We start from the raw sequence: 16,099 nt of genomic DNA, 5'->3' as shown, positions 1-16,099 counted from the left end.
TATCTGACCGCGGATCCGCAGGCGTAAAAGGCCACCCAAGCGTGGCCTTTGATATTTTCTTTATCGTTCAATTTGATCCCATCGAGCGTTTTACATTAATAAGCAGCGTATTATCGCCCCTCTTCTACCCGCTACGGGTAATATACCTTCTGAGTTCAGAGGCATCTTCATGACATGGCAACAGTTCAAACAGGCGTGGCTGATTAAATTCTGGTCGCCCGTCCCCGCCGTTATCGCCGCGGGTATTCTCTCAACCTACTACTTCGGCATTACCGGCACCTTCTGGGCCGTCACCGGCGAATTCACCCGCTGGGGTGGGCAATTGCTGCAACTCGTCGGCGTGCACAGCGAAGAGTGGGGCTACTATAAACTCATTCATCTCGAGGGCACCCCGCTCACCCGTATCGACGGCATGATGATCATCGGCATGTTCGGCGGCTGTTTCGCCGCCGCGCTGTGGGCGAATAACGTCAAGCTGCGCTTCCCCCGCAGCCGGATCCGCATTCTGCAGGCCGTCGTCGGGGGAATCATCGCCGGTTTCGGCGCCCGTCTGGCGATGGGCTGCAATCTGGCCGCATTTTTTACCGGTATCCCACAGTTTTCTCTGCACGCCTGGTTCTTTGCCATCGCTACCGCTATCGGAACCTGGTTCGGCGCGCGCTTTACCTTACTGCCCATCTTCCGTATTCCGGTAAAAATGCAGAAAGTGTCCCAGGCCTCGCCGCTGACGCAAAAACCTGACCAGGCGCGGCGCCGGTTCCGTCTCGGCATGGTGGTCTTTTTCGCCATGATCGCCTGGGGCCTGCTCACCGCGGCCGATCGGCCGAAGCTCGGCCTGGCGCTGCTGTTTGGCGTCGGATTTGGCCTGCTCATCGAACGGGCGCAGATCTGCTTCACCTCCGCCTTTCGCGATATGTGGATCACCGGGCGTACCAATATGGCGAAGGCGATTATTTTCGGCATGGCCGCCAGCGCTATTGGGATCTTCAGCTATGTGCAGCTGGGTATGGAGCCGAAAATCATGTGGGCGGGGCCCAACGCGGTTATCGGCGGCCTGCTGTTTGGCTTTGGCATCGTCCTGGCGGGCGGCTGCGAAACCGGCTGGATGTACCGCGCGGTGGAAGGTCAGGTGCACTACTGGTGGGTCGGGCTGGGCAACGTTATCGGTTCAACGATCCTCGCCTACTACTGGGACGGGCTCTCTCCGGCGCTGGCCACAAGCTGGGATAAAATCAACCTGCTGGCGACCTTCGGACCATTCGGCGGCCTGCTGGTAACCTATCTCCTGCTGCTGCTCGCTCTGGTTCTGGTGATTGGCTGGGAAAAACGGTTTTTCCGCCGCCACTCTCTCGCCCCCTCGACGGTTAAGGAAAGCGCATGAAAACTCTGGTCCCCGATTATCGCCTCGATATGGTTGGCGAACCCTGCCCCTATCCGGCCATCGCCACGCTCGAAGCCATGCCTTCGCTGAAGAAAGGCGAGATTCTGGAAGTGGTCAGCGACTGTCCGCAGTCGATTAACAACATCCCGCTGGATGCCAAAAACCACGGCTACACCGTGCTCGACATTCAGCAGGATGGGCCAACCATCCGCTATTTGATTCAAAAATAGCCAGAAAAAGGCCGGTAGTGGGCTACCGGCCGTCTTTCGCATCACATGCGCTAGCCCGCGCATCAGGGGCTGAAAACGTCAACGATTACCAGCCCTTAACCGCATCGCCTTTGTAAAGCTGTTCTGCTGCCGCGGCCACCTCATCGCTCTGGTAGGCCTTCACGAGGTTTTTCACCTTTTCGCTGTCTTTATTTTCGATACGACTGGCGAAGATATTCACGTAAGGGGAATCTTTGCTTTCCACGAACAGGCCGTTGCGCGACGGCGACAGCCCGACCTGGCTTGAGAAGGTGGTATTGATAATCGCCATGGTTATCTGCTGGTCGTCCAGCGCTCGGGTGAGCTGCGGCGCTTCAATTTCGACGATTTTCAGCTTTTTCGGGTTGTTAATAATATCCAGCGAGGTGGGCAGCAGACCCACACCGTCTTTCAGCGTAATCAGCCCCTGCTTTTGTAGCAGCAGCAGAGAGCGGCCGAGGTTAGTTGGATCGTTGGGGACCGCCACCTGCGCGCCATCGGGCAGCTGAGCGACCGACGTGATTTTCTTTGAATAGGCCGCTATCGGATAAACGAACGTGGTGCCAACCTGAACCAGCTTATAGCCGCGCTCCTGGATCTGTTTGTCCAGATAGGGCTTATGCTGGAAAGCGTTAGCATCAAGATCGCCGTTGTTTAGCGCCTCGTTGGGCAGGACGAAATCATTAAACGTCACCACCTCAACATCGAGATTGTACTTCTCTTTCGCTACTTTTTGCGCCACCGCCCAGACTTCCTGGTCAACGCCTGCGCTTATGCCCACTTTGATGTGGTTGGGGTCCTGCTCGCCAGGTTTGCAGGCGGCCAGCAGCAGCGAGCCTGCGACAACCAGCGGTACCGCGACTTTTTTTAACGTGAAGATCATATTCCCAGAGTCCTTTTTAAAATTGCCTGCCATTCATTGCAGGAAAACCAGCGCCTGAGACTATAGAAAATCTCGGGCGCGAAATTAAATACTGATTGTCTATGATTAATAGCGTTTTGCTATGAGCGATTTCGTCATTGCTCCCTTTAAGAGGGCAATCTTCCCTTCCCTCACCCTTTTTCCTTGTATTGTTCGGTAATTTTCTCCGCTTTTAACCATTTATCGTTCTGATGTACAATGACGCGCACTTTAACTAAAAAAGAGTGCGACCATGATTGATTTAACTTTGCCATTAACCGACATCCATCGCCACCTTGATGGTAATATCCGGGCCCAAACCATTCTCGATCTTGGCCGCCAGTACAACCTCGCCCTTCCGGCAGACACTCTCGACACATTACGTCCTCATGTACAGGTCACCAGCAATGAGCCTGACCTGGTCAGCTTCCTCGCTAAGCTTGACTGGGGCGTAAAGGTGCTGGCCTCGCTGGAAGCCTGCCGCCGCGTCGCTTATGAAAACCTCGAAGATGCCGCACGCAACGGCCTGCACTACGTTGAACTGCGTTTCTCTCCGCGCTATATGGCGATGACCCACCAGCTGCCGGTCGCGGGCGTGGTCGAAGCGGTGATCGCCGGCGTTAAAGAAGGCAGTCGCGACTTTAACGTTGAGGCCCGCCTGATCGGCATTCTGAGCCGCACCTTTGGCGAAGCGGCCTGCGAAGAGGAGCTTGCGGCCCTGCTCGCCCATCGCGATGGCATCACCGCCCTCGACCTCGCCGGAGATGAGCTCGGCTTCCCGGGAAATCTGTTTATGGATCACTTCAGCCGCGCGCGCGATGCAGGCTGGCGCATCACCGTACATGCGGGCGAAGCCGCTGGCCCGGAAAGCATCTGGCAGGCGATTCGCGAACTGGGCGCCGAGCGTATCGGCCACGGCGTGAAGGCGGTGCAGGATCCGGCGCTGATGGATTATCTCGCCGCGCAGCGAATCGGGATTGAGTCCTGCCTGACCTCTAATATTCAGACCAGCACCGTGCCATCCCTGGCCGAGCATCCGCTGAAAACATTCCTTGAACACGGCGTGCTGGCCTGCATCAATACCGACGACCCCGCCGTTCAGGGCGTCGATATTATCCATGAATACACCGTCGCCGCCCCGGCAGCCGGTTTAAGCCGCGAGCAAATTCGCCAGGCGCAGAGAAACGGTCTGGAGCTCGCCTTTTTAAGCGCCCAGGAGAAAGCGGCGCTGCTCCAGCGCGTGCATCAGGCTTGATGTTTCTCCCCCGTGCCAGCACGGGGGGAAGCTCAATCAACGCCTGGCCAGCGCGTTTCGTCAGGTCGGCCTAATTCAGGCACAGCGTCGCCCGATGCCTGGCCGACTCCAGCCCAAGCTCAATCAGCTCCATAATCTGAATCGCCTGGCTTGCCGGAACCGGGTTAACGCCGATGCCGTTAAGCGCATCGCGAATGGCGGCGTAATAGGCCGGATAGTTGCCCGGTAGCGTCAGCCACGACTCCTCGGTGATTTCCTCGCCTTCGGCACGCGTCAGCAGCCCGTCGCGCATATCGTACCCCCAATCCTCCTGCGGCAGGCGCTCACCGCCTTTCAGCCGTTCTTCCTGCGGATCAAGGCCGTATTTCACATAGCTTCCCCGCGAACCGTGGATGATAAAGCGCGCCGTTTCCGCCGCGGCCACCAGGGTTCCGTGCAGCACCACGCGACGCTGCGGCCAGGCTAACACCGCATGAAAATAGTCTGTGGACTGGGAGCCAGGCCGTAGCTGAGCCAGGTCGACCTGCATACTCACCGGCAGACCAAAGAGATTTACCACCTGATCCAGCAGATGCGGGGCAAGATCGTACCAGATGCCGCTGCCCGGCCCACCTTGCTCGCGCCAGCGTTGCCGTACCTGCGGTCGATAGCGGTCGAAATGCGACTCAAAATAGCCGACTTCCCCTAACAGGCCTTCGTTAATCAGCGACTTCACCGTCAGAAAATCGCTGTCCCAGCGGCGGTTATGGAACACGGACAGCAGTCGGCCCTCGCTTTTGGCAATGGCCTCAAGCTCGCGCGCCTGTGACAGTGTCACGGTAAACGGTTTATCCACCACTACATGCTTGCCCGCTTCCAGCGCGGCTTTCGCCAGCGGGAAATGGGTATCGTTGGGCGTGGGGATCACCACCAGATCGATATCGGGGTCGCTAAAGAGCGCCTGCGGCGCGGTCACCACCTTCACCGCAGGCCAGTCGGCCAGCACTTTCGTTTCATCGCTGCTCGAGACCGCCGCCAGCGTCATCCCCGGCGTACCGCTGACCAGCGGCGCATGAAAGGTTTTGCTCGCATAGCCGTACCCGATTAAACCTACCCGGATAGGGTCACTCATTTTTCTGCCCCCTTAACGAAATGTCGCAGCCGCACTAACACCGCGATTCTGAACGCATCTTCGACGCGTTTGCCCCTGCACGGTTGCTCAGCTTTACGCCATTTGCGCAGCTAAGATCATGTAACACTTGCGTTACTTCAGTCGTTGAGTACCATTTCAGTCTGGTTTCACCATTTGCCGTAGAGTTATGGAAAACGTTTTTAACCGTATTGTAGAACTTATTGGCTGGATTGTTTTGGGCGTTTCGGCCCTGCTTTTAGTTATCGCTCATCATATTGATAACTACCAGTCCCCGCCTGCCATTGATGCTGTTCAGACGAAGCCGCTGTCGAAATAAACAGTGACCCGCTTCGCAACTATGCAACCGGTTTCTGAAACCGGTTGCATAGTTGCATACGCCTTTATTACACTCTCTTTATCAATCGATAAGGAGTTTCTTCATGTCCAAATTCCCGCAACACTTTTTATGGGGCGCCGCGACCGCGGCCTGGCAGGTTGAAGGCGGTCACGATGCCGACGGCAAAGGCCCTTCTATCTGGGATATTTATTCCCACCTTCCGGGTACCACCTATCAGGGGACGACCGGTGACGTCGCCGTTGACCACTACCATCGTTTTCGCGAAGACGTAGCGCTGATGGCGGAAATGGGTTTGCAAAGCTATCGCTTTTCTATTTCCTGGCCCCGCCTGCTGCCTGGCGGCCACGGTGAAGTGAACGAGGCTGGCGTCCAATTCTACAGCGACCTGATTGACGAACTGCTGGCGCATAACATTGAACCGATGATTACCCTGTACCACTGGGATCTCCCCCAGGCGCTGCAGGATGAAGGCGGCTGGGAGGCGCGCAGTACCGCGGAAGCCTTCGCTGAGTACGCTCGCCTGTGCTATCAACGTTTTGGCTCCCGGGTCAAACTGTGGGCAACCTTTAACGAGACTATCGTCTTTATCGGCCACGGTTACATTAACGGCCTCCATCCTCCTGCGGTGCGCGATCCGGCGCGCGCCATTCAGGCCTGCCACCACGTCTTTATCGCCCATGCGCTGGCCGTGAAAGCGTTTCGTGAAATGGGTGTGGCGGGGGAGATAGGGTTTGTCAACGTGCTGCAGCCGCACACCGCATTAACCGACAGTGAGGAAGATAAGCGGGCGACAGAGATGGCGGACGCCATCCATACCCACTGGCTCTACGATCCGGTATTAAAAGGCGGCTATCCCGCAGAGCTACTGCAGCAGACCCGGGCACTGTGGGGGGTTCCGGTCTTTGAACCGGGAGACGACGCCCTGCTGCGTGACAACCGCTGTGACTTTATCGGCCTGAACTACTATCGCCGTGAAACCGTGTCGGCGCAGCCTCCTGAAGTACCGACCGGCGGCGAGCCGGGCGTGGATGGGCTCTTCTACTTCGTGCGCAACCCGCAAAGCACCTATACCGAATGGGGCTGGGAAATTTGGCCTCAGGGCTTAACCGACGGGATCATGATGATTAAAGCGCGCTACGGTGATATTCCGATCTACATCACCGAAAACGGCCTGGGGGCGATAGACCCGATTATCAATGGCGAAATCGTCGACGACCCGCGGATTGACTATCTCAGTAGCCATATTACCGCGCTGGAAAAAGCGCTGGAACAGGGCGCCGACGTTCGCGGCTACTACCCCTGGTCCTTTATTGATCTTTTGAGCTGGCTGAACGGTTATAAAAAACAATACGGATTCGTTTATGTCGATCACCAGCAAAATCTGGCGCGTAAACGGAAAAAGAGTTTTTTCTGGTACCAAAACGTTATTGCCAGCCGAGGCGAACAGCGTTAATCTTCTCTCCCAGGCGCCTTCCGGCGCCTGATTCAGTTCTGGAATACGCTTAAATTTCTTTTTACCAGGCCGGAAACATCATCTGTTCTTGTCACCGGTATTTACAACCGAAATAATTGCATACAGTTTATCTTAGAAAGGAACTGCCGGTTGAGAACAGGTTTACTCAGTATGGGTATATTCAACTTAATTTATTCCGATTATAAAATGGATACGCAAATGACCGTTCAGGACTACTTATTAAAATTTCGTAAAATCAGTTCGCTGGAAAGTCTGGAAAAACTTTTTGATCACCTTAACTATTCCCTGACCGATAACGAAGAGATCGTCAACATGTATCGTGCGGCCGACCATCGCCGGGCGGAGCTGGTTTCTGGCGGCAAATTGTTCAACATCGGCGAAGTGCCCAAGTCCGTCTGGCGCTACGTGCAATAAAGACTGTCATCATTCACGCCAGTTGCTTATACTTCCGCCCTGCTTTTATTTATAACTGGCGTTGAATTTTGGAGTAATAATGTCTTCTGACTCTGTGGAACGTATTGGCGGATGGCTTCTGGCACCGCTGGCATGGCTCCTGGTAGCCCTGCTTAGCGCCTCATTGTCGCTGCTTTTTTTTGCTGATGCTCTGATGTCTTCCCAGACTTACACATTGCTGAGCGCGATGAGTATCGAACATCTCGCCCTGTGGATCGCCTCCTTAGCCTTTGCGATCGCCATGTGGTACTACACGCTGTGGTTGACCATCGCCTTCTTTAAACGGCGGAAAGGGGTACCGAAGCACTACATTATCTGGCTGCTGATCACGCTTCTGCTGGCGGTAAAAGCCTTTGCCTTTTCCCCGATTTCCGACGCGCTCGCGCTGCGCCAGCTGCTTTTCCCTCTCCTCGCCGCAGCGCTGCTTGCGCCCTATTTCAGGCGTTCTCAACGGGTTAAGCGGACCTTTGTGAATCCGTAATAACCACACAGTTAACCTGTTGTCGCCGGTATCGATTTATTCGATAATAGACGGCTTTTTCTATTTCAGGTCGAATGATGGCTGATTATTTACTGCTCTTTGTTGGCACTGTCCTGGTTAACAACTTCGTGCTGGTGAAGTTTCTTGGACTGTGCCCGTTTATGGGGGTTTCCAAAAAGCTGGAAGCCGCTATGGGGATGGGGCTCGCCACCACGTTTGTGATGACGCTGGCCTCTATTTGCGCCTGGTTAATTGATACCTGGATCCTTATCCCGCTGGATCTGGTCTATTTACGTACGCTGGCCTTTATCCTGGTCATCGCCGTGGTGGTGCAGTTTACCGAAATGGTCGTGCGTAAAACCAGCCCGGCGCTGTATCGCCTGCTGGGCATCTTCCTGCCGCTGATCACCACCAACTGCGCGGTGCTCGGCGTGGCGCTGCTCAACATTAACCTCGGGCATAATTTCCTGCAATCGGCGCTGTACGGTTTTGCCGCCGCGGTCGGTTTTTCGCTGGTTATGGTGCTTTTCGCCTCCATTCGCGAGCGACTGGTGGTAGCGGATGTTCCCGCGCCGTTTCGCGGTAACGCGATTGCGCTGGTCACCGCAGGTTTAATGTCCCTTGCTTTTATGGGCTTTAGTGGTTTGGTGAAGTTGTAATGAACGCTGTCTGGATAGCCGTGGTCGCCATTAGCCTGCTGGGGCTAATTTTCGGCTTAATTCTGGGGTACGCTTCCCGCCGCTTTGCGGTGGAAGATGACCCGGTGGTGGAAAAAATTGATGCCCTGCTTCCGCAGAGCCAGTGCGGCCAGTGCGGCTACCCTGGCTGTCGTCCCTACGCTGAAGCGGTGGGGACCCAGGGCGAGAAAATCAACTGCTGCGCCCCCGGCGGCGAAGCGGTAATGCTGAAAATCGCCGAGCTATTGAACGTCGATCCGCAGCCGACAGACGGCGATGCGCAGGAAGCCGAACCAGCGCGAATGCTGGCGGTGATTGACGAGGCGAACTGCATCGGCTGCACAAAATGCATTCAGGCCTGTCCCGTCGATGCCATCGTCGGCGCCACGCGCGCCATGCATACGGTGATGAGCGATCTCTGTACCGGCTGTAATCTTTGCGTCGCGCCTTGTCCGACGCAATGTATTGAACTGCGCCCGGTGGCGCCGACGACAGAAACCTGGAAATGGGATCTTCAGACCATCCCGGTACGCATTATTCCCGTGGAACAACATGTTTAAGTTATTTTCCGCTTTTCGCAAAGATAAAGTCTGGGACTTCAACGGCGGCATCCATCCGCCAGAGATGAAAACCCAGTCCAACGGTACCCCGCTACGTCAGGTGTCGCTGCCACAGCGTTTTGTCATTCCGCTAAAACAGCATATCGGCGCGGAAGGTGAACTCTGCATTCAACCGGGCGATCGCGTCCTGCGCGGCCAGCCGTTAACGCGCGGCTGGGGCAGAATGCTGCCGGTGCACGCCCCGACGTCCGGTACGGTGGCGACCATTGCCCCCCACTCTACCGCCCACCCTTCCGCGCTGGCGGAAATGAGCGTCATTATTGATGCCGATGGCGAAGACCGCTGGATTGAACGCGATGGCTGGAACGATTACCAGAATAAATCCCGCGAAGCGCTGATTGAGCGTATTCACCAGTTTGGCGTGGCCGGACTGGGCGGCGCGGGTTTCCCGACCGGCGCCAAGCTGCGCGGCGGCGGCGACAAAATCGACACACTCATTATCAACGCCGCCGAGTGCGAACCCTATATTACCGCCGACGACCGTCTGATGCAGGATTGCGCGGCGCAGATCGTCGAGGGTATTCGCATCCTTGCCCATATTCTGGAGCCAGCTCAGGTCCTGATCGGCATCGAGGATAATAAACCGCAGGCGATTTCGATGCTGCGCGCGGTATTAGCCGACACCCACGGTATTTCCCTGCGCGTGATCCCCACGAAATATCCCTCCGGCGGCGCGAAACAGCTGACGCAGATCCTCACCGGCAAGCAGGTGCCTCACGGCGGACGCTCCTCTGACATCGGCGTGCTGATGCAGAACGTCGGCACCGCCTATGCGGTGAAACGCGCGGTAATCGACGGCGAGCCGCTGACTGAGCGCGTCGTCACCCTGACCGGAGAAGCGATCTCGCGTCCGGGCAACGTCTGGGCGCGCCTCGGCACTCCGGTCAGCCATCTGCTCAACGATGCCGGTTTCTGTCCGAGCGGCGATCCTATGGTAATTATGGGCGGGCCGCTGATGGGCTTCACCCTGCCGTGGCTCGACGTGCCGGTCGTGAAAATCACCAACTGCCTGCTGGCGCCGTCGGCGAGCGAAATGGGCGAGCCGGAAGAGGAAAAAGGCTGCATCCGCTGCAGCGCCTGCGCGGACGCCTGCCCGGCCGATCTTCTGCCGCAGCAGCTTTATTGGTTCAGCAAAGGCCAGCAGCACGACAAAGCCACCAGCCATAACCTGGCGGATTGCATTGAGTGCGGCGCCTGCGCCTGGGTCTGCCCAAGCAATATCCCGCTGGTGCAGTACTTCCGCCAGGAAAAAGCGGAGATTTACGCGCTTGCTCAGGAAGAGAAACGCGCGGCGGAGGCGAAATTACGCTTTGAGGCCCGTCAGGCGCGTCTTGAGCGCGATAAAGCCGCGCGTCTGGAGCGGCATAAGCAGGCCGCGGTCCAGCCCGCGGCGAAAGATCAGGACGCGATTAACGCCGCCCTTGCCCGGGTACGGGAAAAGCAGCGTGACGCGGCGCAGCCGATTATCGTGCTCTCCGGCGCCAAACCGGATAACAGCGAAGCCATTGCCGCCCGCGAAGCCCGCAAGGCCGAGGCCCGGGCACGCAAAGCGCAGCAACAGGCACAAAGCAACGTCCCCGGGCCGTCATCCGACGCCGCCGTTGACCCGCGCAAGGCCGCCGTCGAGGCCGCCATCGCCCGGGCCAAAGCCCGCAAAGTCGAACAGCAGGCGGTTCCTGCGGAAGACGCCGTAGCAGAGCAGCTTGCCGCCAGTGACCCGCGCAAAGCCGCCGTTGAGGCCGCCATCGCCCGGGCCAAAGCGCGTAAAGCCCAACAGCAGGCCGCGCCGGCAGAAGACGCCCCAGCGGAGCAGCCCGCCGCCGTTGACCCGCGCAAGGCCGCCGTCGAGGCCGCCATCGCCCGCGCCAAAGCGCGTAAAGCAGAACAACAGCAACAAGCAGTTCCCCCGTCGGCAGCCAATGATGACGCCCGCAAAGCGGCAGTCGCTGAAGCAATCGCCCGCGTTCAGGCCCGGAAAGCATCCCGGCAGGCAGTTAACGAGGATTAAATGGTTTTCAGAATCGCAAGTTCCCCTTATACCCACAATCAGCGCCAGACTTCGCGGATTATGCTGCTGGTCCTGCTCGCCGCCGTGCCCGGCATCGCGGTTCAGACCTGGTTTTTCGGCTGGGGTAGCGTGCTGCAAATTATCCTTGCCGCCATCACGGCGTGGGGAGCCGAAGCGGCCATCCTTAAACTGCGCAAACAAAATATTCCCGCGATCCTCGCCGATAACTCCGCGCTGCTGACCGGCCTGCTGCTGGCCATCAGTATTCCGCCTTTTGCTCCCTGGTGGATGGTGGTGCTGGGGACCGCGTTCGCGGTGATCATCGCTAAACAGCTCTACGGTGGTCTGGGTCATAATCCTTTTAACCCGGCGATGATCGGCTATGTCGTACTGCTCATCTCCTTCCCGGTCCAGATGACTTCGTGGCTCCCGCCGCATGAGATAGCCGCCAATGTTCCCGGATTTAGCGACGCGCTGCGGATGATTTTCGCTGGCCATACGGCGAGCGGTGGAGACATGAACAGCCTGCGAATGGGCATTGACGGTATCAGCCAGGCCACGCCGCTGGATACCTTCAAAACCTCGCTTCATGCCGGTCACGCGGTTGAAGAGATTCTCCAGTATCCTGTCTACGGCGGCGCGCTCGCCGGCCTCGGCTGGCAGTGGGTTAACCTGGCCTATCTGGCGGGTGGTCTGTTCCTGTTATGGCAAAAAGCCATTCGCTGGCATATCCCGGTCAGTTTTCTGCTGAGCCTTGCCGTTTGCGCTACTCTCGGATGGCTGTTCTCCCCGGAAAGCCTCGCCTCGCCGCAAATTCATCTGCTGTCCGGCGCCACCATGCTGGGCGCGTTCTTTATTCTGACGGATCCGGTAACCGCCTCCACCACCAATCGCGGACGCCTGATCTTCGGCGCGCTGGCGGGATTACTGGTATGGCTAATTCGCAGCTTTGGCGGCTATCCGGATGGCGTGGCCTTTGCCGTTCTGCTGGCCAATATTACCGTTCCCTTGATCGATTACTATACGCGCCCGCGCGCGTACGGCCACCGCTGAGGACCCGAACATGTTACAAAGCATGCGTAAACACGGCATCACGCTGGCCCTCTTTGCGGCCGGGTCTACCGGGCTGACGGCCGCGATTAACAAGCTGACCAAAAGCACCATTGAAGACCAGGCTGCCCAGCAGCAAAAAGCCTTATTTGACCAGGTTATGCCGGCTAATCTTTATAACAACGACTTGCTGAAAAGCTGTTATCAAGTTACCGCCCCGGCGCTGGGAAAAGGCCAGCACAAGGTTTGGATCGCTCAGGATGGCGAAAAACCGGTGGCTGCGGTGATGGAAGCCACCGCACCGGACGGCTATTCCGGGGCCATTCAGCTGCTGGTGGCCGCCGATTTTAAAGGTACCGTGCTGGGTACCCGCGTCACCGAACATCATGAGACGCCGGGGCTGGGCGATAAAATTGAACTCAGAATTTCCGACTGGATCACTCTCTTTGCCGGTAAAGTGATTCATGGGCAAAACGACAGCCACTGGGCCGTGAAAAAAGACGGCGGCGACTTCGACCAGTTTACCGGGGCCACCATTACCCCGCGCGCGGTGGTCAATGCCGTCAAGCGCGCCGGCCTGTACGCACAAACGCTGCCCGCGCAGATTTCCGCATTCACTCCCTGTGGAGACTAAATCATGAGCGAAGTAAAAGACGTTATTGTTCAGGGGTTGTGGAAAAACAACTCCGCGCTGGTTCAGCTGCTGGGGATGTGTCCCCTACTCGCCGTGACCTCAACCGCCACCAACGCCCTTGGCCTTGGGCTGGCGACAACGCTGGTGCTCACCCTGACGAACCTGACCATTTCCAGCCTGCGCCGCTGGACGCCGGCGGAAATCCGTATTCCGATTTACGTCATGATCATCGCTTCGGTGGTGAGCGTCGTGCAGATGCTGATCAACGCCTACGCGTTCGGCCTCTATCAGTCTCTTGGGATCTTTATCCCGCTGATTGTCACCAACTGTATCGTGGTTGGGCGCGCCGAGGCCTTTGCCGCGAAAAAAGGCCCGGCGCTGTCGGCGCTGGATGGTTTTTCCATCGGTATGGGGGCGACCTGCGCGATGTTTGTGCTCGGCTCAATGCGGGAAATTCTCGGCAACGGTACCCTGTTTGACGGTGCCGATAGCCTGCTCGGCAGCTGGGCTAAAGTTCTGCGCATTGAAGTATTTCATACCGATACGCCGTTTCTGCTGGCGATGCTGCCGCCGGGGGCATTTATTGGCCTCGGTATGATGTTGGCGGTAAAATACCTTATCGATGAACGTAGCAAACAGCGCAAAGCTAAAGCGGTACAAGCCGATGTCGTTGCGCCGTCTGATGTGACGGGAAAAGCCTGGAATGAATAAGAGTAAACGCCTGGAGATCCTCACCAGGCTCAGGGATAACAACCCGCACCCCACCACGGAGCTGAATTTTCACTCGCCGTTTGAATTATTGATCGCCGTCCTGCTCTCGGCGCAGGCCACCGACGTCAGCGTCAACAAAGCGACGGCAAAACTCTACCCGGTCGCCAACACGCCGGCGGCCATGCTGGCCCTGGGCGTTGAGGGCGTGAAGTCGTATATCAAGACCATTGGCCTGTTTAACAGCAAAGCAGAAAACGTCATCAAGACCTGTCGTATCCTGCTTGAGCAGCACAATGGCGAAGTGCCGGAAGATCGGGCGGCCCTTGAGGCGCTTCCCGGCGTCGGCCGTAAAACCGCGAACGTGGTACTCAACACCGCCTTTGGCTGGCCGACAATCGCCGTCGATACGCATATCTTCCGCGTTTGCAATAGGACACAATTTGCGCCCGGTAAGAACGTTGAACAGGTCGAAGAAAAGCTGTTAAAGGTGGTTCCAGCGGAATTTAAAGTCGACTGCCATCACTGGTTAATCCTCCACGGTCGTTATACCTGTATTGCCCGCAAACCGCGCTGCGGCTCCTGCCTGATAGAAGACCTTTGCGAGTACAAAGAGAAGGTCGATCTCTGAACACGCATCGCGTCATTATCCATCAGGGTGATGACGCTGCTTTTCCCCCGCCTTTATCGACATTCACGCCATCATTTTCGCGCTGTTGCGGGTGATTATGCGGTTATATAATCATCGGCCAGCTTATTCATTTTTTTTAGAGGCAAAATTTCTATACATTTGTGATCGAGATCACCTGGTCAATTTATTGTTGATTTAATGTTAACGTCCTGGCGTGGAAACCTGCTGATTCAAATACCCTTAAGTTAAATACCAACACAATAACCCATCAATTTTTAGGATTATGGGCTATATCACTGGATGCAAGCGCATACAGCAGAACATATCGCCATTATGCGAAAAACTTCGGATTCCAACAGATAAAAACTCTACCTTTGGCTAAACCTTGAAATTTAACTCTGAATAACATTTGAGTAGATGGTGTATTATGCCGCATGGAATATGTGTAACAGATTATTGCAAAGCTATTGCCTGAAGGGGCAGGATAGTGAACATTACCTGCCGTTTTCCCTCCAGAATAACTATAAAGGCGGCGGTCTGAGAAGATTGCGCCCCGAACACCCCCCGTTAATATGGGATGTAAAAAAAGAGGTATTTGTGTCGACTGCAAACAATAAACCAACAGAAAGCGTAAGTTTAAACGCTTTCAAACAACCACGTTCGTTCTATCTCATCTTCTCTATTGAGCTGTGGGAACGTTTTGGTTTCTACGGCCTGCAAGGGATCATGGCCGTTTACCTGGTTAAACAGCTGGGTATGTCAGAAGCGGACTCTATTACTCTGTTCTCCTCCTTTAGCGCGCTGGTCTACGGTCTGGTGGCGATTGGCGGCTGGCTTGGCGACAAGGTGCTTGGCACTAAGCGCGTCATCATGCTCGGCGCAATCGTTCTGGCTATCGGCTACGGCCTGGTGGCATGGTCAGGGCACGATGCGAGCATCGTATATATAGGTATGGCGACGATTGCCGTCGGTAACGGTCTGTTTAAGGCTAACCCCTCTTCCCTGCTCTCAACCTGCTATGAAAAGAACGACCCGCGTCTGGACGGTGCATTTACCATGTACTACATGTCCATCAACATCGGTTCCTTCTTCTCTATGCTGGCCACGCCGTGGCTGGCGGCGAAGTTCGGCTGGAGCGTCGCTTTCGCTCTGAGCTTTGTCGGCCTGGTGATCACCATCGTCAACTTCACTTTCTGCCAGCGCTGGGTTAAACAGTACGGCTCGAAGCCTGACTTCGCCCCGCTGCAGGTAGGCAAGCTGCTGGCGACAATCGTTGGCGTGGTGGTTCTCATCGCGATTGCAACCTGGCTGCTGCACAACCAGGGTATTGCACGTATGGCACTGGGCGTGGTTGCGCTGGGCATCATCGTTATTTTCGCTAAAGAAGCCTTCGCGATGCAGGGCGCGGCCCGTCGCAAAATGATCGTCGCGTTCATCCTGATGCTGCAGGCGATTATCTTCTTCGTTCTGTACAGCCAGATGCCAACCTCCCTCAACTTCTTTGCGATTCGCAACGTTGAACACTCTCTGCTGGGCATCGCTTTCGAGCCTGAGCAGTACCAGGCGCTGAACCCATTCTGGATCATTATCGGTAGCCCGATTCTGGCCGCTATCTACAACAAAATGGGCGATACCCTGCCGATGCCGATGAAGTTTGCTATTGGTATGGTCCTCTGTTCCGGCGCCTTCCTCGTACTGCCGCTGGGCGCTAAGTTTGCCACCGACGCGGGTATCGTGAACGTCAGCTGGCTGGTTATCAGCTACGGCCTGCAAAGTATCGGTGAACTGATGATTTCCGGTCTGGGTCTGGCGATGGTGGCACAGCTGGTTCCGCAGCGCCTGATGGGCTTCATCATGGGTAGCTGGTTCCTGACTACCGCTGGCGCCAACCTGATCGGCGGCTACGTCGCCAACATGATGGCGGTGCCTGATAACGTAACTGACCCGCTGATGTCGCTGGAAGTTTACGGTCGCGTGTTCCTGCATATCGGTGTCGCCACCGGCATTATCGCCATCCTGATGCTGCTGACGGCGCCGAAGCTGAACCGCATGACCCAGGACGATGATAAAACAGCAAAAGCCAGCGATACCGCTACGGCCTAAGCTCAC

The 16,099-nt window shown here is 56.5% G+C and carries 17 protein-coding genes; 15 read left to right on the top strand and 2 right to left on the bottom strand.

Translation table 11 applies throughout. The features are described from left to right. Window positions 1–169: 169 nt before the first annotated feature. Complete coding sequence (yedE, locus tag HMPREF1144_RS27950) at window positions 170–1,381, top strand: selenium metabolism membrane protein YedE/FdhT (protein WP_004851413.1); 1,212 nt, start codon at window positions 170–172, stop codon at window positions 1,379–1,381. After that, window positions 1,378–1,611: a sulfurtransferase-like selenium metabolism protein YedF gene (gene yedF / locus HMPREF1144_RS27945; RefSeq protein WP_004102619.1), complete on the top strand. Its 234-nt coding sequence runs from the start codon at window positions 1,378–1,380 to the stop codon at window positions 1,609–1,611. The genes yedE and yedF overlap by 4 nt, the downstream gene beginning before the upstream one ends. Before the next feature lie 85 nt (window positions 1,612–1,696). On the opposite strand, the gene metQ is transcribed toward yedF, so the two are convergent. Continuing rightward, complete coding sequence (metQ, locus tag HMPREF1144_RS27940; protein WP_004851417.1) at window positions 1,697–2,512, bottom strand: methionine ABC transporter substrate-binding lipoprotein MetQ; 816 nt, start codon at window positions 2,510–2,512, stop codon at window positions 1,697–1,699. A 271-nt stretch (window positions 2,513–2,783) separates the two neighbouring features. On the opposite strand from metQ, the gene add reads away from it, so the two are divergent. Further along, entirely contained in the window at window positions 2,784–3,785 is a 1,002-nt protein-coding gene (add, locus tag HMPREF1144_RS27935) for an adenosine deaminase (RefSeq protein WP_004851418.1), read from the top strand. Between the two features lie 70 nt (window positions 3,786–3,855). Here the strand turns inward: add and HMPREF1144_RS27930 are convergent, their stop codons facing one another. Then, window positions 3,856–4,896, bottom strand: coding sequence for an oxidoreductase (locus tag HMPREF1144_RS27930; RefSeq protein ID WP_004851420.1), 1,041 nt, complete (start codon window positions 4,894–4,896; stop codon window positions 3,856–3,858). 187 nt (window positions 4,897–5,083) lie between these two features. Between HMPREF1144_RS27930 and blr the strand changes: the two genes are divergently transcribed. The 12 genes from blr to dtpA all read left to right on the top strand — a co-directional run bounded on the left by blr (window position 5,084) and on the right by dtpA (window position 16,093). Further along, a complete protein-coding gene (blr, locus tag HMPREF1144_RS27925; RefSeq protein WP_009654698.1) occupies window positions 5,084–5,233 on the top strand; it encodes a division septum protein Blr in 150 nt (49 codons plus the stop codon). A 103-nt stretch (window positions 5,234–5,336) separates the two neighbouring features. Beyond that, window positions 5,337–6,707 carry a GH1 family beta-glucosidase gene (locus HMPREF1144_RS27920; RefSeq protein ID WP_009654769.1) on the top strand — a complete coding sequence of 457 codons (1,371 nt, stop codon included), beginning with the start codon at window positions 5,337–5,339 and terminating at the stop codon, window positions 6,705–6,707. A 219-nt stretch (window positions 6,708–6,926) separates the two neighbouring features. Continuing rightward, a complete protein-coding gene (gene ydgT, locus HMPREF1144_RS27915; protein ID WP_004134363.1) occupies window positions 6,927–7,142 on the top strand; it encodes a transcription modulator YdgT in 216 nt (71 codons plus the stop codon). Window positions 7,143–7,221: 79 nt separating this feature from the next. Beyond that, a complete protein-coding gene (locus tag HMPREF1144_RS27910; RefSeq protein ID WP_004851426.1) occupies window positions 7,222–7,662 on the top strand; it encodes a DUF2569 domain-containing protein in 441 nt (146 codons plus the stop codon). A 77-nt stretch (window positions 7,663–7,739) separates the two neighbouring features. Next, window positions 7,740–8,321 (top strand): electron transport complex subunit RsxA, encoded by a 582-nt coding sequence (rsxA, locus tag HMPREF1144_RS27905; RefSeq protein WP_004102633.1) that lies wholly within the window; start codon window positions 7,740–7,742, stop codon window positions 8,319–8,321. Next, on the top strand, window positions 8,321–8,899 hold the full coding sequence (rsxB, locus tag HMPREF1144_RS27900) for an electron transport complex subunit RsxB (RefSeq protein ID WP_004851428.1): 579 nt from the start codon (window positions 8,321–8,323) through the stop codon (window positions 8,897–8,899). The genes rsxA and rsxB overlap by 1 nt, the downstream gene beginning before the upstream one ends. Further along, complete coding sequence (gene rsxC, locus HMPREF1144_RS27895; protein ID WP_009654734.1) at window positions 8,892–10,967, top strand: electron transport complex subunit RsxC; 2,076 nt, start codon at window positions 8,892–8,894, stop codon at window positions 10,965–10,967. Before rsxB ends, rsxC begins: the two co-directional genes overlap by 8 nt. Further along, window positions 10,968–12,020, top strand: a complete 1,053-nt coding sequence (gene rsxD, locus HMPREF1144_RS27890; RefSeq protein WP_042928663.1) for an electron transport complex subunit RsxD — start codon at window positions 10,968–10,970, stop codon at window positions 12,018–12,020. It abuts the gene before it with no gap. 10 nt (window positions 12,021–12,030) lie between these two features. Continuing rightward, entirely contained in the window at window positions 12,031–12,651 is a 621-nt protein-coding gene (gene rsxG, locus HMPREF1144_RS27885; RefSeq protein WP_009654737.1) for an electron transport complex subunit RsxG, read from the top strand. A gap of 3 nt (window positions 12,652–12,654) precedes the next feature. Then, entirely contained in the window at window positions 12,655–13,362 is a 708-nt protein-coding gene (locus tag HMPREF1144_RS27880) for an electron transport complex subunit E (protein ID WP_004851436.1), read from the top strand. Next, complete coding sequence (nth, locus tag HMPREF1144_RS27875; RefSeq protein ID WP_004851438.1) at window positions 13,355–13,990, top strand: endonuclease III; 636 nt, start codon at window positions 13,355–13,357, stop codon at window positions 13,988–13,990. The genes HMPREF1144_RS27880 and nth overlap by 8 nt, the downstream gene beginning before the upstream one ends. Before the next feature lie 597 nt (window positions 13,991–14,587). Beyond that, window positions 14,588–16,093, top strand: a complete 1,506-nt coding sequence (gene dtpA, locus HMPREF1144_RS27870; RefSeq protein WP_032721458.1) for a dipeptide/tripeptide permease DtpA — start codon at window positions 14,588–14,590, stop codon at window positions 16,091–16,093. The last annotated feature ends 6 nt before the right edge of the window (window positions 16,094–16,099 follow it).

The sequence above is a fragment of the Klebsiella sp. OBRC7 genome (assembly GCF_000293135.1).
Taxonomy (GTDB): Bacteria; Pseudomonadota; Gammaproteobacteria; order Enterobacterales; family Enterobacteriaceae; genus Klebsiella; species Klebsiella michiganensis.
Note: the sequence above shows the minus strand (reverse complement) of the source record. Positions and strands in the feature narration are given on the sequence as shown.